Source organism: Nitrospira moscoviensis, from assembly GCF_001273775.1.
In the GTDB taxonomy this organism is placed as follows: Bacteria; Nitrospirota; Nitrospiria; order Nitrospirales; family Nitrospiraceae; genus Nitrospira_D; species Nitrospira_D moscoviensis.
The window spans coordinates 3607562-3624971 of the sequence record NZ_CP011801.1 but is presented as its reverse complement, the minus strand read 5'-3'; the positions used below and the strand labels follow the sequence as shown (position 1 = coordinate 3624971).

General features: G+C 63.0%; 21 protein-coding genes and 1 pseudogene. 13 read left to right on the top strand and 9 right to left on the bottom strand.

The features are described from left to right. The first annotated feature begins 27 nt into the window (after nt 1-27). Both arsB and NITMOv2_RS17640 read left to right on the top strand, forming a co-directional pair. The gene (gene arsB, locus NITMOv2_RS17645; protein ID WP_053381117.1) at nt 28-1119 is read left to right on the top strand and encodes an ACR3 family arsenite efflux transporter; all 1092 of its coding nucleotides are present in this window, start codon (nt 28-30) and stop codon (nt 1117-1119) included. Then, a complete protein-coding gene (locus NITMOv2_RS17640) occupies nt 1116-1529 on the top strand; it encodes an arsenate reductase ArsC (protein WP_053381116.1) in 414 nt (137 codons plus the stop codon). Before arsB ends, NITMOv2_RS17640 begins: the two co-directional genes overlap by 4 nt. A gap of 34 nt (nt 1530-1563) precedes the next feature. On the opposite strand, the gene NITMOv2_RS17635 is transcribed toward NITMOv2_RS17640, so the two are convergent. Beyond that, nucleotides 1564-2001 (bottom strand): S16 family serine protease, encoded by a 438-nt coding sequence (locus tag NITMOv2_RS17635; protein ID WP_053381115.1) that lies wholly within the window; start codon nt 1999-2001, stop codon nt 1564-1566. A 218-nt stretch (nt 2002-2219) separates the two neighbouring features. Between NITMOv2_RS17635 and NITMOv2_RS17630 the strand changes: the two genes are divergently transcribed. The 3 genes from NITMOv2_RS17630 (at nt 2220) to NITMOv2_RS17615 (ending at nt 5199) form a co-directional block, all read left to right on the top strand. After that, nucleotides 2220-3305: a phosphotransferase gene (locus tag NITMOv2_RS17630; RefSeq protein ID WP_053381114.1), complete on the top strand. Its 1086-nt coding sequence runs from the start codon at nt 2220-2222 to the stop codon at nt 3303-3305. Next, on the top strand, nt 3305-3856 hold the full coding sequence (gene cysC / locus NITMOv2_RS17625; RefSeq protein WP_053381113.1) for an adenylyl-sulfate kinase: 552 nt from the start codon (nt 3305-3307) through the stop codon (nt 3854-3856). Before NITMOv2_RS17630 ends, cysC begins: the two co-directional genes overlap by 1 nt. Before the next feature lie 1052 nt (nt 3857-4908). Next, nucleotides 4909-5199 carry a type II toxin-antitoxin system Phd/YefM family antitoxin gene (locus NITMOv2_RS17615; protein ID WP_053381111.1) on the top strand — a complete coding sequence of 97 codons (291 nt, stop codon included), beginning with the start codon at nt 4909-4911 and terminating at the stop codon, nt 5197-5199. Here NITMOv2_RS17615 and NITMOv2_RS25175 read toward each other — a convergent pair. Further along, nucleotides 5191-5286, bottom strand: a pseudogene (locus NITMOv2_RS25175) (hydrolase); the annotation flags it as partial. The gene NITMOv2_RS17615 and the pseudogene NITMOv2_RS25175 sit on opposite strands and share 9 nt — an antisense overlap. 222 nt (nt 5287-5508) lie before the next feature. On the opposite strand from NITMOv2_RS25175, the gene NITMOv2_RS17610 reads away from it, so the two are divergent. Then, nucleotides 5509-5736, top strand: coding sequence for a helix-turn-helix domain-containing protein (locus NITMOv2_RS17610; RefSeq protein ID WP_053381110.1), 228 nt, complete (start codon nt 5509-5511; stop codon nt 5734-5736). Nucleotides 5737-5799: 63 nt separating this feature from the next. On the opposite strand, the gene NITMOv2_RS17605 is transcribed toward NITMOv2_RS17610, so the two are convergent. From NITMOv2_RS17605 to NITMOv2_RS17580, 7 genes are all read right to left on the bottom strand, one after another. Further along, a complete protein-coding gene (locus tag NITMOv2_RS17605; protein ID WP_053381109.1) occupies nt 5800-6438 on the bottom strand; it encodes a dienelactone hydrolase family protein in 639 nt (212 codons plus the stop codon). After that, the gene (locus NITMOv2_RS17600; protein ID WP_053381108.1) at nt 6435-7841 is read right to left on the bottom strand and encodes a pentapeptide repeat-containing protein; all 1407 of its coding nucleotides are present in this window, start codon (nt 7839-7841) and stop codon (nt 6435-6437) included. Before NITMOv2_RS17600 ends, NITMOv2_RS17605 begins: the two co-directional genes overlap by 4 nt. Continuing rightward, a complete protein-coding gene (locus NITMOv2_RS17595) occupies nt 7838-9211 on the bottom strand; it encodes a nicotinate phosphoribosyltransferase (RefSeq protein ID WP_053381107.1) in 1374 nt (457 codons plus the stop codon). Before NITMOv2_RS17595 ends, NITMOv2_RS17600 begins: the two co-directional genes overlap by 4 nt. Then, complete coding sequence (locus NITMOv2_RS17590) at nt 9208-9789, bottom strand: isochorismatase family protein (RefSeq protein WP_053381106.1); 582 nt, start codon at nt 9787-9789, stop codon at nt 9208-9210. The genes NITMOv2_RS17595 and NITMOv2_RS17590 overlap by 4 nt, the downstream gene beginning before the upstream one ends. A 119-nt stretch (nt 9790-9908) precedes the next feature. Then, complete coding sequence (locus tag NITMOv2_RS17585) at nt 9909-10274, bottom strand: c-type cytochrome (RefSeq protein WP_053381105.1); 366 nt, start codon at nt 10272-10274, stop codon at nt 9909-9911. A gap of 5 nt (nt 10275-10279) precedes the next feature. Further along, the gene (locus tag NITMOv2_RS22970) at nt 10280-10450 is read right to left on the bottom strand and encodes an FmdB family zinc ribbon protein (protein WP_083448161.1); all 171 of its coding nucleotides are present in this window, start codon (nt 10448-10450) and stop codon (nt 10280-10282) included. Between the two features lie 7 nt (nt 10451-10457). Then, nucleotides 10458-11321, bottom strand: coding sequence for a universal stress protein (locus NITMOv2_RS17580; RefSeq protein ID WP_053381104.1), 864 nt, complete (start codon nt 11319-11321; stop codon nt 10458-10460). A gap of 448 nt (nt 11322-11769) precedes the next feature. Here NITMOv2_RS17580 and NITMOv2_RS24075 point away from each other — a divergent pair, with 448 nt between their 5' ends. The 7 genes from NITMOv2_RS24075 to NITMOv2_RS17545 all read left to right on the top strand — a co-directional run bounded on the left by NITMOv2_RS24075 (nt 11770) and on the right by NITMOv2_RS17545 (nt 17396). After that, a complete protein-coding gene (locus tag NITMOv2_RS24075) occupies nt 11770-12279 on the top strand; it encodes a universal stress protein (protein ID WP_053381103.1) in 510 nt (169 codons plus the stop codon). A 14-nt stretch (nt 12280-12293) separates the two neighbouring features. Next, nucleotides 12294-12716 carry a cupredoxin domain-containing protein gene (locus NITMOv2_RS17570; RefSeq protein ID WP_053381102.1) on the top strand — a complete coding sequence of 141 codons (423 nt, stop codon included), beginning with the start codon at nt 12294-12296 and terminating at the stop codon, nt 12714-12716. A 50-nt stretch (nt 12717-12766) separates the two neighbouring features. Next, nucleotides 12767-13732 carry a universal stress protein gene (locus NITMOv2_RS17565; protein WP_053381101.1) on the top strand — a complete coding sequence of 322 codons (966 nt, stop codon included), beginning with the start codon at nt 12767-12769 and terminating at the stop codon, nt 13730-13732. A 3-nt stretch (nt 13733-13735) separates the two neighbouring features. After that, nucleotides 13736-13948, top strand: coding sequence for a DUF2934 domain-containing protein (locus tag NITMOv2_RS17560; RefSeq protein ID WP_053381100.1), 213 nt, complete (start codon nt 13736-13738; stop codon nt 13946-13948). Then, entirely contained in the window at nt 13932-15308 is a 1377-nt protein-coding gene (locus NITMOv2_RS17555) for a hypothetical protein (protein WP_053381099.1), read from the top strand. The genes NITMOv2_RS17560 and NITMOv2_RS17555 overlap by 17 nt, the downstream gene beginning before the upstream one ends. Beyond that, nucleotides 15305-15775, top strand: a complete 471-nt coding sequence (locus NITMOv2_RS17550) for an NADH-quinone oxidoreductase subunit NuoE family protein (RefSeq protein ID WP_053381098.1) — start codon at nt 15305-15307, stop codon at nt 15773-15775. The genes NITMOv2_RS17555 and NITMOv2_RS17550 overlap by 4 nt, the downstream gene beginning before the upstream one ends. A gap of 115 nt (nt 15776-15890) precedes the next feature. Further along, nucleotides 15891-17396 (top strand): NADH-ubiquinone oxidoreductase-F iron-sulfur binding region domain-containing protein, encoded by a 1506-nt coding sequence (locus NITMOv2_RS17545; RefSeq protein ID WP_053381097.1) that lies wholly within the window; start codon nt 15891-15893, stop codon nt 17394-17396. Nucleotides 17397-17410 lie beyond the last annotated feature (14 nt).

The window sequence follows — 17410 nt, the reverse complement described above, 5'->3', positions numbered from 1 at the left end:
CCCCTCACACGACTGAAAGGAACTCTCATGGAACTCGTTCTCGCGTCGCCGGCTTCCACCGTCGAAAAACGGCTGAATCTGTTTGAACGCTATCTGACGCTGTGGGTCGGACTCTGCATGGTGTTCGGTGTGCTGGCGGGCCGATGGGCTCCCGGGATGGTCGCCACCGTGCGAGGTTGGGAATTCGGCGAAGGCAGCCACATCAATTTGCCCATTGCGGTCCTGATCTGGCTGATGATCATCCCCATGATGATGAAGGTCGATGTCTCAGCTCTTCGCAACGTCGGCAGCCGTCCCGCCGGATTGGCGATCACGCTCTTCGTCAATTGGATGGTCAAGCCCTTTTCGATGGCCGTGCTGGCGTGGTTGTTCTTCCGCTACGTCTTTGCCTCATGGATCAGTCCGTCCGAGGCGGATCAGTACATAGCAGGGTCCATTATCCTCGCGGCCGCGCCCTGCACGGCGATGGTCTTTGTGTGGAGCTACCTGACGGACGGTGATCCGGCCTATACGCTCGTGCAGGTCACGCTGAACGATCTCATCATGCTGGTGCTGTTCGCCCCGATCATCGGCCTGTTGGTGAGCGGCGCCTCCTCCCTCACCGTGCCCTATCATGTGCTGTTCTACTCCGTCCTGGCCTTCATCGTGATCCCGCTCGCGATCGGGACGTGGCTTCGCTGGTGGTTGATCGGCCGTTATGGGCAACAGTGGTTCGAGAAGAATCTCTTGCCCCGCTTCGCGCCCGTGACGATCGTGGCGCTGCTCGCCACGCTGGTGCTGATCTTCGCGTTTCAGGCCGACAATCTTCTGACCAAGACCTGGCACGTCGCGCTGATCGCCGTGCCGATTCTCTTCCAGGTGTATCTGAATGCCTCGCTGGCGTACGGCCTGATGTGGTGGCGGCGCGTGCCGTATTCGGTGGCGGCGCCGGGAGCCCTCATCGGCGCGAGCAACTTTTTCGAACTGGCCGTGGCGACGGCTATCGCGCTCTTCGGCGCGGAATCCGGCGCCGCGCTGGCCACCGTCGTCGGGGTGCTGGTCGAAGTCCCCGTCATGTTGTCGGTGTGCCGGGTGTGTAACTCCACGCGGCAATGGTTCAGGGTGGAGGTGCCGGCATGAAACAACGGGTGCTCTTTCTCTGCACAGGCAATTCGGCGCGCAGCCAGATGGCGGAGGGGTTGCTCCGGCACCTCGCGGGCGATCGCTATGACGTGTTCAGCGCCGGCACGCATCCGGTGGGGCTGAATCCGGGCGCCGTGGAGGCCATGCAGGACATCGGGATCGACATCTCTAAGCATCGCTCCAAACACATGAACGAGTTCACCGATCGGGCGTTCGAGTATGTGATTACCGTCTGCGATCGGGCGAAGGATTCCTGCCCGCGCTGGCCGCATGCGGCGACGCTGATTCATTGGAGTTTCGAGGATCCGGCTGCGGTGACCGGGACGGCGGACGAACGGCGGCACGCCTTCCGGACGGTGCGGGATCAGATCAAACAGCAGATCGAGCTCTTTATCACGGCACGGTGATGATGTGTCCGCCGGGTCGTTCTTCGCCTTCGCTCTATTCCGCGACCATCTGGGCCATCTCTTCGAGCCGGCGGGCGGCGCGGCCGTAGACGCTGTCGGCCGGATACTCGCCGTCGAGGCTCCGCTCGCCGGCTGCGACACCGGTGAGCAGCTCGATCGCCTCTTCCATGCAATGGACGGCGTAGAGGGTGAATCGGCCCGACTCGACCGCCTCCACCACGTCGCGCCTCAACGCCAAGTGCTTCGTATTGCGCGCGGGGATGATCACGCCTTGCCTGCCGGTGAGGCCGCGCCGTGAGCAGGATTCAAAGAAGCCTTCGATCTTCTCGTTCACGCCGCCGATCGGCTGGACTTCCCCCAGTTGGTTGATGGAGCCGGTGACGGCGAGATAAGCCGGATCGGCAGATCGGCCAGGCTGGACAGAATGGCGGCCGCAGCAAGCGCTGTGCCGGTGGTTCGGAACGGGTTGCATGGCCGGCTGGTGAAAAGCGGTTGGAAATCATGGGGAGAGGCTGCAAGTGACTCAAGCTGGATAGGCCAAGCTGGCGCGTTTTTCCTCAATCGTCCTGATACGATGCCGCTGAATGGGACAGTCGTGGCAAGATAGGGAGGCCATACCATACCCAAAGGGCGATATGAGACGCCTCTTGTCAATTCGATCGTGGAACGTGACTTGCCTGAGCGTACGGTATGCCGACGTTTAAGAAGGCCTCCCTCGAACGCTATCTTCAGAGCCGCTTTGGTCGCGATGCGACGCTGCTGTCGTACGGCATGATCGGGAAGGAGAGTTCCCAAGGCGATCAGAAGCGCTATGGCTATGGGACGCCGGTCAAGGTGACATTCCGGGTGGGACGCCGCGTGCGCTCGGCCGTGCTCGAAACGATGAAGCCCGGCCCCTTCGGCCACGAGCACATGGCGGATCGCGCGCAAGCCATGCTGTGGGATTACGACTCGTATGGCCGGCTGCCGCGCCATGTGAAATCGCTCGATGTCGGAGCGTTCGATGGGCAACAGGGACTGTTTTCGGTGGCCGACGCCCGCGAGTTCTTCGTCCTGAACGAATGGGCCGACGGCACGAGCTATCATCAGGATCTCGACCGGCTGGCGAAAGGCGGCGCGCTGCGCAAACTGGACCGCCAGCGGGCTGCCGCGCTTGCCCGGTATCTGGCGCAGATCCATGCGAAGAAACGGCGCGACGCCGATCTCTACAAGCGCCGGCTGCGCGAATTGATCGGCCACGGCGAATGCATTATGGGCTTGACCGACAGCTATCCGGCGAAGTTCGAATTCATCACCGAGGAGCTGCTGCGTACCATCGAGGAAGCCTGCAACCGGTGGCGGTGGCGCCTGCGCGACAAACCCAGCCGGCTCTCGCAGGTGCACGGCGACTTTCATCCGTACAACGTGCTGTTCCGGACCGGGACGGAGTTTTCCGTGTTGGACCGGTCGCGCGGCGAGTGGGGCGAGCCGGCCGACGACGTGACGGCCATGACGATGAACTATCTGCTCAATTCGCTGATCCGCTGGGGCCGGCTCAAGGGTCCCTTCGAGGTATTGTTCCGCTTGTTCTGGGAGACCTATCTGGAAACCAGCGCCGACAAGGAGGTGACGGCCGCCGCCGCGCCCTTCTTCGCGTTCCGCGGTCTGGTCGTCGCGAGCCCGGTCTGGTACCCCAACTTGTCGGTGGACGTCCGGCGCAAGATCTTCCACTTCATCAAACATGTCCTCGACGCGCCGCGCTTCGAACCGGAGCGGGTGAATGAGTACTGCCAGTGATGAGTGATCACCCATCACCCATCACTCATCACCATCCTGCTCTGGCCATCTGGCTCACCGGGCTGCCGGCGTCGGGCAAGAGCACGATCGCCGCGGCGCTCAAGCCGAAGCTGGAGGCGCTGGGTTGCACGGTGGAAGTGTTGGAGTCGGATGCCGTGCGCCGCCTCCTTACTCCCACTCCGACCTATTCGGAGCAAGAACGCGATCTGTTCTATCGCGCGCTCGCCTTCATGGGTGCCCGCCTTGTGGCCCATGGCGTGACGGTCATCTTCGATGCGACGGCGACGAAACGCGCCTACCGCGATTGTGCCAGAAGCCTGATTCCCAAGTTCATCGAAGTCGCCATCGAATGTCCGTTGGAGCTCGCCATCCAGCGTGACTATAAAGGGACGTATCAGCGGGGCCAACGCGGAGAAACATCCACCGTGCCGGGCTTGCAAAGTCCTTACGAACCGCCGCTGAATCCGGAGGTGAGAGTAGATACGAGGAAGGTTGAAGCAGATGCGGGGGCAAGAATGATCATGCAAGTCGTGAAGGACATTACTCTTTAGGGGTTGCCTCACATCACGCAGTTCCGAACCGCCGATTCTTTTGACGAACCTTCGCTCACAGGCTAGGTTTCAGGGAGGAATGCTTAGGGGACTCACTATGATCCGTGTTTCGCTTCTAGCCAAACCTACGCCGTTCGTTTGTTTTGGCACGTGACCGATATCATGAAAGACGCGTCACCGTGGGCATTCACACACGCCACGGATTTGCGGTGAACGTGATCACGCTAAATGCTCTGATCTTTTGGATGGGAATAGCCGCAGTGTTGTGGTTGGGCAAGATGCGTTCTTTTCGATCGTAAAGGCTATACAAGTGAAGGTTCGGCGAGTGATTCGATGGATCGGAACAACGGTGGCCGGACTGTTCGTATGCATGGCGGCCCTCGTCATAGTGCTCCGCACTGTCCAGAAGGTGAGATCTGAGCATGGGTTCGACACTTTTTACGATCTTAATGGAGCAGAGTGGAACTACATCGGGCGACTCGTGTTATTGGCGCTCATTCCTATTGCGCTGCTGATCGGATACTGTATTCGGCGGTGGGAATTACGCGAGGAGCGCGATTTTAGAAAACGATTTGACATCAAAGAGTAAAGAAACAAATCGAGCTGCGCGACAACAAATGATGCGCTATGCTGCCTGCCTCATTGTGATTTCGTTCAGCCTGCTCATCAATGCTTGCCGAGAAGAAATGCCCGCCCTCATATCGGGCACTGTATGGGACACCGTTAACGGCCAAACAGTCGAAAGGGTGTTGACGGCACAGCAGGTTGAAGCGCTATCTATATGGCTGAGAAATCACACTGCAGGTTGGCGATACTGCCTTGTTACACCACCAGCATTTAATGGTTTCAGTATTTCAGTAAAGCATGCTGATGGAAAGTCTAGCTTCCTTCGGTTGGTCTACTCTGACGAATCCAAAGCGACCATGATGGCTGTATATTTTAATGGTAGCAACATGAGTGAGCAGCCCTGTGCGTTCAGAGATTTTTCTCCGGCCGATATTCGAAGCCTGCGTTCCGCTGTCGCGATGAGATCGTGAGGGAAGGGGGAAGTCATGCTGCAGGTGGACCAATTTATGTCTGTCAGTGAAGCACAGAATAGGCTCTTGGACCTCATCTCCCGGATAAACCAGAAACAGGAAGTTGTCGCGATCACGCGTGACGGTGTTCCCTTAGCTGTACTGCTGAGCATAGAGCAGTTCGGGGGGTTCATGGAGACTGTCGAGATCCTCAGCGATCAGAAGTCGATGCGTGCGCTTCGTCGGTCCCTGAAGCAAGCAGAGAAAGGGCAGTGGGTATCTCACAAGGCCGTCTTTGGGCGCATCGTATCCAAGCCCTCACGGTAAATGCCGCACAAACCACTTCTTCCCCGCTTCCTCCGCCACTTGCTCCAGCGTGCCCGGTTCTTTGAAGAGGTGCGTCGCGCCGGCGATGAATATGCCCCTCTGGAAACCTGGAGAGCTTGCACAGCACTACCACAATTCAGAGTGTCCGTGGCTCATGAGTCAAAGGAATGCGCCGGTTACAGGACTATCAAGAGAGATGAGCGACATGAAGGCTAGGAAGCAATCCAAGGCCACGGCTGCGGGCAGTTCATTCGATAACTGGCTGGCAGAACAAGGTGACGCATTCAAGGCGAGGTTATTGCCGGTGCCATGAAGCGCCAGTTCGTCATGAAGCTGCGGGCAATGATGAAAGCCCAAGGCATAGGTGTCAACGCGCTGCAAAAGATATTGGGAACGGGACCTTCTCAGGTTCAACGATTGTTAGACCCTGAGGATGCGGGCGTGTCTTTGAAGTCGATTGTCAGATTGCTCGCCGTATTCGGTGCTGAGGGGCAGATCGCCGTGGAGCAGAAGCGTTCGAAGGAACGGGTTGCTTGAGTATGCCTTTCTGGGTCTGCTCTAGAGGGAAACTCTCAGCAGCTTCGTACGGAGCATCGGGGTTCACGAAACAAACCGCACAAACCACTTGCCCGCTTCCTCCGCCACGTGCTCCAGCGTGCCCGGTTCTTCGAAAAGATGTGTGGCGCCGGGGACGATGATCAGCTTTTTCTCGCAGGTTAGTAGATCGTAGGCGGACCGGTTCATGTCGATCACCGGTTCATCGTCGCCGCCGACGATCAGCAACGTCGGCGCCGTCACCCTCGGCAGATAGGGTTCGGCCAGGTCAGGCCGGCCGCCTCGCGACACCACCGCCTTGATGTTCGAGGGCTCTCGGGCCGCCGCTTGCAGCGCCGCGCCGGCGCCGGTGCTGGCGCCGAAGTAGCCGATGTGCCGGCGCGACGTCCGCGCGTCCTGCTCCAGCCAGGCTTTTGCCATCAACACGCGATCGGCCAGCAAGTCGATGTCGAAGACCTTGCGGCGATCGTCGGCCTCGTCCGGCGTCAGCAAATCCAGAAGGAGCGTCGCCAGACCCTGCTGCTGCAACTGGCGGGCGACGAAGTTGTTGCGCGGGCTCAAGCGCCCGCTGCCGCTGCCATGCGCGAACAGGACGACGCCGCGCGCCCTTGCGGGGAGGCCCAGGATGCCGTCGAGGGACAGCCGTCCCGCCGTGATTCGGACATCTTCCTCATGAGCGGTCATGGCGCTTTCTTGCTCGGTGCCGTGCTGCAGGGAGCCGGATGGTGGAGGTCGGACGGCACGCGCGTCTGTTCATCGACGCAGGCGGCGTCGAGCTGCGCTTGAGTCAGGCCGACCGCGGCCGCGAGGTTGGCGCCGCGCAGGTTTGTGCGCTGCAGGTTGGCGGAGTCCAACCGCGCCGCGGTCAAATCGGCTCCGGCCAGTGACGCCCCTTGCAGATTGGCCTCCTGCAGATTGGCATGTTGGAGGTCGGCGTGGTTGAAATTGGCCCCGGCTAGGTCCGCCGCCACGAGATTGGCGAATTCCAGTTTCGCTTCGTTGAATTGCCCTTGCGGCAGTACGGCTTTCGGCGCGTAGATTTCGCTCAAGTCGGCTTTCGTAAATGCGGTCTGTTGCCCCCGCGCGCCGATCAGCACGGCCCGATAGAGATGGGCGTCCCGGAAATCGGCGTGATCGAGACGGGCCTGGTAGAAAATCACCATCCGCAGCTTGGCCGCCTGCAGCGTCGCCTTCACCAGGCTGGCTCCTTCCAGATTGGCTCCTTCCAAGTCCGCCTGCTGCAAAGCGGCCCCCGCCAAGTTCACATAGCGCATGTCGGCCCCGCGGAGAATCGCATCCCGCAAGTTCGTGTTGCGCAAGCTCGCCTCGTCCAGGTAGGCGCCTTCCATGTCGGCTTCCGAGAACTTCGCCTGGTCGAGCACGGCATGATCGAAAAGCGCTCCCTGGAAATTGGCCTGTTGCGCATTCGCCTTGGTCAGGTTCGTTCGCCGAAGGTCGGCACCCGTCAAATCGGCGCCGGTCAGGATCGCGTGATGCAGTGTCGCGCCGTAAAAATACGCGTCGACGAAATCGGCATGGGCCAGATCCGCGCCGGTCAGGTCTCCGCCTTCGAGGTGAGCCCGCTCGAACGACGACTCCCGCAGCCGCGCGCCGGCGAGCAGCGCGTTGTACAGTGCCGCTTCATCGCCGATGGACCGGGACAGGTTCGCGCCGGACAGATTGGCGCGGCGCAGGTCGGCGCCCGACAGATTGCTGTCTTCCAAGAGCGCTTTGGTGAAATCGGCTCCGGCGGCGCTGGTTTGCGCCAGACTGCTCTGTGCGAGATGGGCGTGGCGGAGCGAGGCCCCTTCCAACCCCGCTCGTTCCAGATTCGCTCCGGCGAGCGACGCGCGACTCAGATTGGCCCGGCAGAGCTCCGCCCGTTTTCCATCCGTTCTATCGGGGTGTTCGAGCCACCGCGCATGGGACTGGAGGAGCGCCTGCAATTCCTTGGCGGACACCGCTGTGCCCTTGTAGGCGCCGTCACAGGCGGCCGCTGACGCCTCGAAGACCGAAGCCGACCCGATCGCAACGAGTCCTGTGAGGAAAAGAGAGACGAGCAAGCGGCCCGATCTTCCGATGGTCATCCACGGTCTCCTTGTGTGCTCCCCGTGACGAGAGCCGGTTCATTTTGGTCCAATGCCTGCGCCAATTCCTGAAGCGCCGGCGCGATCCGAACTTCATAGGGAGGGGCCTGCTCCAGCGTCCGGAGTCGGGCGGGAAGCTGCGTGAGCTGTGTCGCCACCAGGCGCCGGATGTCGTCGAGCGATGGAGCCGGCGCCACGCGCCGGCCGTCTTTGACGACCGATTCCAGCAGCCGCGTGCCAGTCTGCCGGTCGCTCGCGGTCGTGACCACGTCGAAGGCCGGTTGTCCCGCGTCATCGTAGTGCCGGTACACCTGTTTGGCTCCCGGCCAGGTGGCCTTGCCCTCCGACCGCTTGCGGCAGGGCCGGCCGGCGTAGGCTTGTAATTTGTATGCGCAATCCAACGACGGGGCGTCGCTCGACGTCGTCATGGCCGTGCCAATGGCGAAGCTGTCGATCGGCGCGCCGCTGTCGACCAATTCCTTCAAGCGGTACTCATCCAGGTTGCCGCTCGCGAGGATCTGTGCGTTCGTGAGTCCTCCGTCATCCAAAATACGCCGGACCTTTCTGGCATGGTCGCCCAGATCGCCGCTGTCCAGCCGCACACCTTTCACGGACAGCCCTCTCGCACGCAGCGCCGGCGCCAAGCGGACGACTTTGCGCGCCGCTTCCTCGGTGTCATAGGTGTCGATCAACAAGAGGATGTTGTCCGGTTGCGACTCCGCAAAGTGCGCGAAGGCCGCGGCTTCATCCTGATGCGCCTGCACGAACGAATGGGCCATCGTGCCGTACAGCGGAATGCCGTAGGCCATGCCGGCCAGTACCGTCGCCGTCCCGGCGAAGCCGGCGAGATAGCTGGCCCGGGCTGCCAGCAAGCCAGCTTCGGCGCCGTGCGCCCGGCGCAGCCCGAAATCGATGAGCGGCTTGCCGCCCGCGACGAGAACGGACCGCGCGGCTTTCGAGGCGATCATGGTTTGGAAGTTGAGCAAGTTCATGACGCGGCTTTCCACGAGCTGGGCTACCGGCAGGGGAGCGGTGATGCGCAGGATCGGCTCATGCGGGAAGAAGATCGTTCCTTCCGGCACGGCCTCCACGTCGCCGGCGAAGCGCAGGCGGCGCAGATAGTCGAGCAAGGCCGGAGCGAATCGCCCGGTGGACTCGAGCCACCGGACTTCTTCGTCCGTGAGGCGCAGCTGCAAGAGAAACTCGATCACCTGCTCCAGCCCTGCGGCGATCAGGAACTGGCGACGGGCCGGCAACTTGCGCACGAAAAATTCGAAGACCGCTGGCTGCTCCATGCCATGCTGGAGGTAGGCGTGCGCCATGGTCAGCTCGTACAGGTCGGTGAGGAGCGTGCTCGACCAGGGCATCATGCCGCCATTGCCTCCAGCGTGACGGGCACGGCACCCAGCCGGATCATCTCCTCTTCAGCGCGCCGCCCGTCTCCGGGTTGGACGTCCACGGCCTTGATGCCGTCTTTGAGGAGACGAACGTCGTAGCCCAGCCGTCTCGCGTCTTTCACGCTGTTCAGCACGCAGTAGTCGGTGGCCAGCCCGCCGATGAACAGGCGGCGCACGCCGAGCGCGTGCAGATGGCGGTGCAGCAGGGTGTCTTGAAACGCCGAGTAGGCCTCGCGGTCGGGTTCGATCGCCTTATAGATGACGACCGCCGCCGGCGGTGTGTGAAAACCCTCCGGTGGCAGCGATCCCGGCGTTCCCGCCACACAATGTGCGGGCCAGGGGCCGCCTTGCTCTCGAAAGGAGCAATGGCCCGGCGGGTGCCAATCGCGCGTGAGGAATATCGGGAGGCCCTGAGTCTCGAATCTGTGCAGATACGCCTCCAAGACCGGGATCACCGCGTCCGCGCCCCGGATGCCAAGGGCGCCGCCGGGCAGGAAATCGTTTTGGATATCGGCGATGAGCAGGGCGTCATGGGGGGAGAGGGTTGCCATGAAAGTATGAAGGACGATTTGGTGATGTGGTGAAGCTCCGCTTCTGTACAAGCACGAATCTGGCAGCGCTGATCCGATCCCTCACCCAATCACCGGATCATCAAATCTTACTTCAATCGTCACCGTCCTTGCTGCGCCAGGAGACGGATATAGGCCACCACATCCTGCATTTCGCTGTCGGTCAGCTGGCCGCGCCAGGAATGCATCGGGCTGAAGACGACTCCATGCTCGATGGTGCGCAGCAGCTCTTCGTCCGATTTGAGAAACGATCGAAACCGCTGGAAGTTCGCAGGCGGCACCCGCAGCGCCGCCGCGTCCGGGCCGTCGCCGTCGCCGCTGACTCCATGACACGACTGACAGTGGCGCTCGTAGACGGCCTTGCCCCTCGGCACGTCGGCGGGATAGTCCTGCGCGGAGACGGTGAGGGGCGGGGCGAGGCCGAGCGTGAACAAGATCCATCCGCGTGTGGCGAACGACAGCCGCATGGTCTTTAACTCTTCTTCGTCGTGTGGGCGATGAACGATGTGAACAACTGCTTCAGATTCCTGCTGCCGCAGGCCGGACACTGGATGTCGCCTCGCTCGTGCTCCCGCAAGGTGACGACGATCAGCGATTCCTTACCGCAGTCCAAACATTGGTAATCGTACATCGGCATGGCCATCCGTCTCCTACCCGAAGATCATCAGCGGATACGTCGCCTGATGCAGGATCGCATGGGAGACGCTCCCGAGCACCATGCGGGTCATCCCGCGCCGCCCGCGCGATCCCAGGAGGATGAGGTCCGCGTTGAGCCCCTTCGCTTCTTTCAAGATGGCCTCCACCGGGGTGCCGAGCGCGGCCCGGCTCCGCGCCTGATAGCCCATCGCCGACAGGGTGCCGGCGGTCTCGTTCAGAAACTCCTCGGCGCGCCGGAGCGCATGGGTTTCCATATGCTCCGCCGAGGCCGCATCGACCGGCCACGGCGGCCTGGTGTGCGGCAGTACGCTGAACAGCGTGATCGTCGGCGGCTCCCGAAAGGGGTGCTGCTGCAGGTAGCGCACCGCCTGGTCGGCATCCTCGGCCCCTTGCAGCGGGAGCAGGATTTGACTGAGCGCCTTGAGGGGACCGGGGAGAATCATCTTCGCCCCCGGAGCGAAGGTCAACACGCGATGCGCGACGCTGCCGATCAAACGTTCTTTGATCGGGCCCAACCCCCGCGTTCCGAGCAGGGTGAGCCCCACCTGCTGTTTTTCGGCCAGGGAGACGATCTGCTCGGCCGGCGAGCCGGCCACCAAATGCCGCGTGACAGGGCCGCTGTCCATCGGCAACAGCGAGACGATCCTGTCCAGCAGCCGGTTCCCGTCCTCGCGCATGTTGCACTCCAGCGTCTCGTAGATCTCCTGGGCCACTTCCGGCATCATCATCGGATAGGCCGGGGTCGGCACATCGAGCACATGGGCCACATGGAGCTCCTCCGCGCGGGACACGTACTTCAACGCGCGCACCGCCTCGTAGGAGTGATCCGATCCGTCCACCGCAAGCAGTATTTTCATACGGCACCTTTTCGTTCGCTATCCATTCACATCAACTCGGCCGCCGTGGCCATGAATCGGCATCCCGGTGAGTGATCCGGTGGCAGATCAATGGCACTCCGTCGGACAAAAGAAAATGAGATACACCGCGATCACGGCGCCCACTGCGATCGCTCCGACCAACCACCATCGTGCAGGTGTCATCTCGCGCTCCCTCGCCGACAGAGGGAGCAAGTCCAGTGCCGATACGGAAATCCTCTACTTGTCCGGCGATGAGACGTTGAGCATCACCGGCTCTTGCAGGGATGATGATTTCTGCTACAGCCCAAGCCGTCACACTGTAGCAACAATCCCCCGACCGGCCCGGGGTTTGGGACGTTTGCCCAGAGTAACCGCCGAAATCACAGCCGCCTGGCCGGGGAAGGATAGGCACCGCCCTTGCTCACTCTTCAACCGCGGAAGGACCCATATGGCCCGCGAGATGACGCTCTTCAAAACGATTTTGGCGCCGGTCGATTTCTCTCCCTGCTCCAACGAAGCCTTCCGCGTAGCCTGCCGGTTGGCGCGGATGGAGGGCTCCCAAGTGCTGGTGCTGCATGTGATCGACACGAACGCCTTGGCGGCCTTCCATCGCCTGGGGCTGCTGGCCGTGCCGTCCGATGCGGCGGCACAACGCCGCCGGCTGCGGCATCATGCGCGGCTGAATGTCCGGAAGCTGCTGGAATCGGATGAGGCGAAGGGAGTGGCCTGCACGAGATTGATCGTCGAGGGGGCGCCGTTCACCGAGATCGCCAAGATTGCGCGCACGCAGCCCGTCGATGTGATCGTCATGGGCACCTACGGCGGCCGGTCCGGCAGTGTGGAGAAGCTCTTTTTCGGCAGCACGGCGGAGAAAGTGGTGCGCACCGCGGGATGCCCGGTGTTGACCGTGCCGCTCTCGGCGCCCGTGGAATCGCGCCCATCGAAGCGTTCATCATAAGGAGGGGGACAGCTATGAAGACGGAAAGCCTGTGGGCCTGGTGTCTGGTGCTCGGGCTGGCCTGGGCGTCGGGGTGGCAGACGGCGGGACCGCTGCTGGCCCAAAGCGAGCAGGTGGTGGAGGTGACGATCAAGGATTTCAAGTTTCTCACCAAGCAGCCGACGCTGCGCCTGGGCGTCGCGACGGTGATCAAGATCCGAAACGAGGATCCCGAGCGGCACGATTTCGGCTCCACCATGTTCGACGGTATTCCGGCCCAGATTGAAAAAGACGGCGTGATCGTCTACGGGCGCGGCCTCGCCGGCGTCTATCTTGATCCCAAGCGGGACGCGACCGTCCGGTTCAACATGTCGCGGCCGGGCCGGCACGAATTCCGCTGTTCCATCCATCCGAACATGGCGGGTGAATTGCTGTTGCTGAACGTGGAAGCGGTGTAAATGGAAAGCGGCGAGTGACGAGTGGTGAGTGACGAAAAAGGTAACCCGAGATGAATCCGGCGCAGCCGCGCATCCTGTTTGCCACCGATCTCTCCCGCTGGGCCGAGGGGGCGGAGCAGTACGCCTGTGCGCTGGCCGCTTCCTGGGGGGCGGCGCTCACGGTGGTCAGCGTGTTGGAGTTTCCGCCCGGCATGAATCCCGACTATCCCGTCAATCGCCTCTATTTGGGAGAATTGCTGAAGCAGGCCACGCGCGAGTTGGTGGAGCTCAAAGCGCGGGCGTCGGCGCGCTCGGTGCCCGTCAAAACCCGCATCGCCACCGGCATTCCCAGCCAAGAAGTATCGGCTGCGGCCGAAGAGGAAGACGCGGACCTCATCGTGGTCGGCACAAGGGGAAAAACAGGGCTGGAGCACGTCGTCTTGGGGAGCACGGCGGAACGCATCATCCGGACGGCGCCCTGCCCCGTGTTGGCGGTGCGGGCGAAGAAACCGGGGGCCGACGAAGCCCGGTCTCTCGCGCTCCATCGCCTGCTCGTGCCGGTGGATTTTTCGGACTGCTCGCTCGATGCGCTGGAATATGCCGCGACGGTCGCGCAGCGCGAGAAGGCCTCGCTCAAGCTGCTGCATGTGCTCGAACCGGTGTCGTACGGCTTGGACTTCACGCTGCTGCACGCCGCCAAGCGGGAACAGACCCGCGACGCGATGACCGCTCGCCTTTCCGCGCTGGCCTCCGCCGTCAGCGGCGTTGGTCTTACCGCCGAGTATGAGTTGCGCGGTGGGATGCCGGCCGATTCCATCCTGGACGCCGTGCGCCAGGCCGACGCCGACCTGCTCGTGATGGGCACGCACGGCCGACGCGGCATCTCTCACGCCTTCTACGGCAGCGTCGCCGAAGCGGTGCTGCGGCGCGCCGACTGTCCCGTCCTCACCGTGCGCAGCCCGAAGTTCCAACCGGGCCATCGTCCTGTGGTGGCGCCACGGGGCGAACGGGCCACGAACCCTGAAACCAAGGAGTGAACCATGGCCGTCGTGATGAAAAAATCAAAAGCGCTGAAGTCCGTGCCGGCCGCGGCCCCGATTCCGATCGAGCTACCCGAGGGTATGTGGGACCGCATCGCGAAGAAGGCGTATGAACTCTGGGAGGCGCGCGGGCGGCGCGACGGCCAAGCGCTCCAAAATTGGCTCGATGCCGAGCAGATCGTGATGGACGAAATTCATGAAGCTCGCGAATGATCGGGCCGCCGGCTTCTCACTGCCTCTCCCTCCGGCGCTCGAGCTGGTGATCGCCCGGCTGGAGGCGCTGTCGGTGAAACCCGAGTTTGCCGCGCAACGCGAGGCCGCCTTGGCCCGCGCGCTCAAGCCGTATCTCGATGGAGAAGCCGGCGGGGTCCTCACGCCTTTGCCGCAGGAAGTGGACCTTGCCGCCTTAATCCTCTACTGCGACGTCTATCCGGAAACCGGGCAACTCACGTTGATCGAGCAGCTCCGCGACGTGATTACGGAGCACATCGGCAGTGAGGAGCGGGCTTGGCTCGATCCGCTGAAACATTCTTATACCGATGTGCTGGAAGTCACCGCGGTCACTCAGCCGGAGGGCGCGATCATGCTCCGGTCCATCGGCGATGGGACGGCGCTTGAACTGCCCGGCGGCGACGCCGCTGGACGATTCACGGTGGGGCAGATGCTGTTGACTCGTGTGATCCGCCGCCCCGACGCGGCTGATTCCAACCGGGCCGTCTGGGCCGGGCCGGGCATCATCATGCCACCGGCCGATGCGCAGGCGCTCGTGGAGCAGACCGCCGAGTGGCGGCGGGAGATGGAAATGGCGTCGGGGTCGTTTGCGTTGGGCGAGTGGCAGGAATTCGCCAAGCGCTTCGGGCATATGATCCTCTGGGCCTTCGCCGAACTGCGCATCGCGGCCCTCGTGGACGCCGTCGTGCATATTCAGTATCGGACTCCCCAGGGCCAGCCCTATCTCTATGCCGTGGCGGTCTACGACCATCACGACTATCGATTTCTGGCCGACGGCCTGACGGGGCTGACGGAGCTCACGCCGGAGCCGCCCGCGGACGGGAGCTCGGCTTCTGGAAAACCGGTGCGACGCTGGTTCCAACAAGAGACACGAGAGGGCGGCACGCTGACCGTCGCGCGGGTCACCCTCACTTCGGCTCAATTGATGGTGGAATGCGAAAGCCCCGAGCGGCTCGATTCGGTGAAGCATCGGTTGGCCGCATCCTTCGGCTTTTCGCTGCATTTCCGAGGGGAGACCCTCGCGCCCCCGGCGCGCCGGGTCTCGCTGGATCAACTGACCGGCGATGAGCCGCTCGCCGTCGTCGTCAGCCCGGAGGAGGACCTGGCATTATTGAAGGGATTCCTCGAGCAGGCCTATCTGGAATGGTCCGACCAGCCGCACCATGCGCTCGGCGGACAAACGCCGCGCCATGCAGCTGCCTCCCCCGCTCTCCGCGAGCGGGTCGCCGCCTTGATCGATGAAATGGAGCGGAGCGATCCCGGACTGTTGCGATCCCACCGGCGAGCCTACGATTATAATGTGCTGAGAGGCCATGTCGGCTTGGACGAGGTGCATCGATGACGGGCGAGGAAACAACGGTACTGGCCGGCCTGCTGGAAGAGCATCGGCCGCAGCCGGGCCGGCGCGCCAATATTCTGCGCACATTGCTGGCGGTCCAGCAGGCGCTGGGACATGTGCCGGCCGGCGCCATCGCGCCGATCGCGGACGCGTTGGCTGTCACCGAGGCCGACATCGCGGGCGTGCTGTCCTATTACCCGGACCTGCACACGATTCCCCGAGGCCGCCACGTGATCCGTCTGTGTCTGGGAGAAGCCTGTGTCGCCAACCGATCGGCCGGTCTGCTGACCGAGCTCAAGAACGAGCTTCATATCGGACTCGGCGAGACGACGGCGGACGGGCGCTTCGCGCTTGAACGCGTGTACTGCCTCGGCAACTGCGGCGTCGGGCCGACGGTGATGGTGGACGACCGAATCTACGGGCGTGTGACGGGGGATCAGTTGCAGGAAATCTTGAAACACATTTCATGAATCGTATCATCGTTCGTGGTGAGCTTGTCGAACCATGAACGGAGCCGCCGCCCTCGACAGGCTCAGGGCGAGCGGAGCGATGACAGCGCACTCCAACTTATCGAACGCACATTTTATGTCCGTCACTCTCTATCTCTCCAACGACACCTCGGCCAGAGCGGCCGGCGCAGACCGGCTGGCGCAGGCTTGGGCTGAGGCTCCCGGCGTGGAGCTGGTCCGGACGTCGAGTCGCGGGGCCTTCTTTCTCGAACCGCTGGTGGAGCGTGATGGGCCGGAAGGCCGGCTGCTCTGGCCGCGGGCCACGCCGGAGGATCTGCCGCGCATTCGCGCCGGTGTCGGCGGCCTGCCGGTCTCCGATCTCTCGTTCTTAGCCCGGCAACAACGGATCGTGTTCGCCCGTTTCGGCATGGCGGAGCCTCTCTCGTTGGCCCGGTATCGCGCGCTCGGCGGCTGGCGCGGCTATGAAGCCGCGGCCGGTCTGTCGCCGGAGGCGATCATTGCAGAAATGAAAGTATCCGGCCTGCGCGGGCGCGGCGGCGCAGCCTTTCCGGTCTGGAGCAAGTGGGACATCGCGCGGCGCACGGAGGCCGATCAGAAGTATGTGGTCGCCAATGCCGACGAAGGCGACGCCGGCACCTACTGCGACCGCCTGATCATGGAAGGCGAGCCGTTCCGGCTGATCGAAGGCATGCTGATCTGCGCCAAGGCCATCGGCGCCGATCGCGGCTACATCTATTGCCGGTGGGAATATCCGGCCGCCGCCGTGACGATGAGCGCCGCGATCACGGAAGCCGAGCGGGCGGGGCTGTTGGTGGTGGACGGACGGCCGTTTCGATTGGAAGTCTTCCGCGGAGCCGGCTCGTACGTCTGCGGCGAGGAGACGGCGCTGCTCTCCTCGCTCGAAGGCGGCCGCGGCATGGTAAAAGTGCGGCCGCCCTATCCGGCCGTGGCCGGTCTCTACGGCAAGCCCACCGTCGTGAGCAACGTGCTGACGTTCGGCACCGTGACGGAAATTCTGGCCCGCGGGGCGGCGTGGCATGCGTCGCTCGGCACCGAACGGTCGAAGGGCACCATCGCGCTGCAATTGGGCGGACGCATCCGGCAGCCCGGGTTGGTGGAGATTCCGTTCGGCGCGACCTTAGGGGAGGTGCTGGAACGGTTCGGCGGCGGCATGGTCGAGGGCGCGCGATTCAAAGCGGTCCAAGTCGGCGGTCCCCTCGGGAGTCTGTTTCCGGAATCGGCGCTCGACATTCCTCTCTGCTTCGATGCGTTCAACGACATCGGGGCTGTGCTGGGGCACGGAGGGATCGTCGTGTTCGACGACCGGACCGACATGGTGGAGTTGGCGCGCCATTACATGACCTTCACCGCCGATGAGTCCTGCGGCAAATGCACGCCCTGCCGCATCGGTTCGGTGCGTGGTCGCGAGTTGTTGGAACGGATAGAAGCGGGGCAGGGCACCGCCGATGATTTGACCCTGCTGGCCGATCTCGGCGAGACCATGAAGGCGACCAGCCTCTGCGCCCACGGCGCGCGAGGACCCTATCCGGTGCTGACGGCGATGGAACATTGGCCGGAGGAGTTCACGAGGAGGCTCTCGGCTGTCGGTCCCCCTCCCTAGCCCGGGGGAGGAGT

What these genes read in the sequence shown, in the direction of transcription:
- arsB (WP_053381117.1), top strand. Translation starts at nt 28, where the DNA reads ATGGAACTCGTTCTCGCGTCGCCGGCTTCCACCGTCGAAAAACGGCTG.
- NITMOv2_RS17640 (WP_053381116.1), top strand. Translation starts at nt 1,116, where the DNA reads ATGAAACAACGGGTGCTCTTTCTCTGCACAGGCAATTCGGCGCGCAGC.
- NITMOv2_RS17635 (WP_053381115.1), bottom strand. Translation starts at nt 2,001, where the DNA reads ATGCAACCCGTTCCGAACCACCGGCACAGCGCTTGCTGCGGCCGCCAT.
- NITMOv2_RS17630 (WP_053381114.1), top strand. Translation starts at nt 2,220, where the DNA reads ATGCCGACGTTTAAGAAGGCCTCCCTCGAACGCTATCTTCAGAGCCGC.
- cysC (WP_053381113.1), top strand. Translation starts at nt 3,305, where the DNA reads ATGAGTGATCACCCATCACCCATCACTCATCACCATCCTGCTCTGGCC.
- NITMOv2_RS17615 (WP_053381111.1), top strand. Translation starts at nt 4,909, where the DNA reads ATGCTGCAGGTGGACCAATTTATGTCTGTCAGTGAAGCACAGAATAGG.
- NITMOv2_RS17610 (WP_053381110.1), top strand. Translation starts at nt 5,509, where the DNA reads ATGAAGCGCCAGTTCGTCATGAAGCTGCGGGCAATGATGAAAGCCCAA.
- NITMOv2_RS17605 (WP_053381109.1), bottom strand. Translation starts at nt 6,438, where the DNA reads ATGACCGCTCATGAGGAAGATGTCCGAATCACGGCGGGACGGCTGTCC.
- NITMOv2_RS17600 (WP_053381108.1), bottom strand. Translation starts at nt 7,841, where the DNA reads ATGACCATCGGAAGATCGGGCCGCTTGCTCGTCTCTCTTTTCCTCACA.
- NITMOv2_RS17595 (WP_053381107.1), bottom strand. Translation starts at nt 9,211, where the DNA reads ATGATGCCCTGGTCGAGCACGCTCCTCACCGACCTGTACGAGCTGACC.
- NITMOv2_RS17590 (WP_053381106.1), bottom strand. Translation starts at nt 9,789, where the DNA reads ATGGCAACCCTCTCCCCCCATGACGCCCTGCTCATCGCCGATATCCAA.
- NITMOv2_RS17585 (WP_053381105.1), bottom strand. Translation starts at nt 10,274, where the DNA reads ATGCGGCTGTCGTTCGCCACACGCGGATGGATCTTGTTCACGCTCGGC.
- NITMOv2_RS22970 (WP_083448161.1), bottom strand. Translation starts at nt 10,450, where the DNA reads ATGGCCATGCCGATGTACGATTACCAATGTTTGGACTGCGGTAAGGAA.
- NITMOv2_RS17580 (WP_053381104.1), bottom strand. Translation starts at nt 11,321, where the DNA reads ATGAAAATACTGCTTGCGGTGGACGGATCGGATCACTCCTACGAGGCG.
- NITMOv2_RS24075 (WP_053381103.1), top strand. Translation starts at nt 11,770, where the DNA reads ATGGCCCGCGAGATGACGCTCTTCAAAACGATTTTGGCGCCGGTCGAT.
- NITMOv2_RS17570 (WP_053381102.1), top strand. Translation starts at nt 12,294, where the DNA reads ATGAAGACGGAAAGCCTGTGGGCCTGGTGTCTGGTGCTCGGGCTGGCC.
- NITMOv2_RS17565 (WP_053381101.1), top strand. Translation starts at nt 12,767, where the DNA reads ATGAATCCGGCGCAGCCGCGCATCCTGTTTGCCACCGATCTCTCCCGC.
- NITMOv2_RS17560 (WP_053381100.1), top strand. Translation starts at nt 13,736, where the DNA reads ATGGCCGTCGTGATGAAAAAATCAAAAGCGCTGAAGTCCGTGCCGGCC.
- NITMOv2_RS17555 (WP_053381099.1), top strand. Translation starts at nt 13,932, where the DNA reads ATGAAGCTCGCGAATGATCGGGCCGCCGGCTTCTCACTGCCTCTCCCT.
- NITMOv2_RS17550 (WP_053381098.1), top strand. Translation starts at nt 15,305, where the DNA reads ATGACGGGCGAGGAAACAACGGTACTGGCCGGCCTGCTGGAAGAGCAT.
- NITMOv2_RS17545 (WP_053381097.1), top strand. Translation starts at nt 15,891, where the DNA reads ATGTCCGTCACTCTCTATCTCTCCAACGACACCTCGGCCAGAGCGGCC.